The following is a 334-nucleotide window of genomic DNA, read 5'->3' as shown; positions in this document are numbered from 1 at the left end:
CCGGAGGCCTTCACGGAGTCGGCGGTGTCGTCGAACAGCTTCGAGCCGGTGTTCAGCGTCTTGAGGAAGGCGGTTTCCTCGCCAATCGCGACGGTTTCGATGCGACCGTAATCGGTGGCCAGCTCCGGGTACGACGGCGACATGAGCTCGCTGACGACCTTCATGAACTCGCTCATGACCGGCTTGTCGGCGCCGAGCAGCCGTGCCGAGCGCACGATGCGACGCAGCAGCCGGCGCAGCACATAGCCACGGCCGTCGTTGCCGGGGTTGACACCGTCCGCAATCAGCATGGCCGCGGTGCGCGCATGGTCGGCGATGACGCGGAACCGCACAT

1 protein-coding gene is annotated in these 334 nt (G+C 66.2%); it reads right to left on the bottom strand.

All coding sequences use genetic code 11. From position 1 onward, the window contains the following. On the bottom strand, nt 1-334 hold a 334-nt coding region (locus GV790_RS29395; protein ID WP_256673610.1), incomplete at both ends, for an alanine--tRNA ligase-related protein.

Source organism: Nocardia cyriacigeorgica, from assembly GCF_010858045.1.
Classification (GTDB): Bacteria; Actinomycetota; Actinomycetes; order Mycobacteriales; family Mycobacteriaceae; genus Nocardia; species Nocardia cyriacigeorgica_E.
This window is presented reverse-complemented; position numbering and strand designations above follow the sequence as displayed.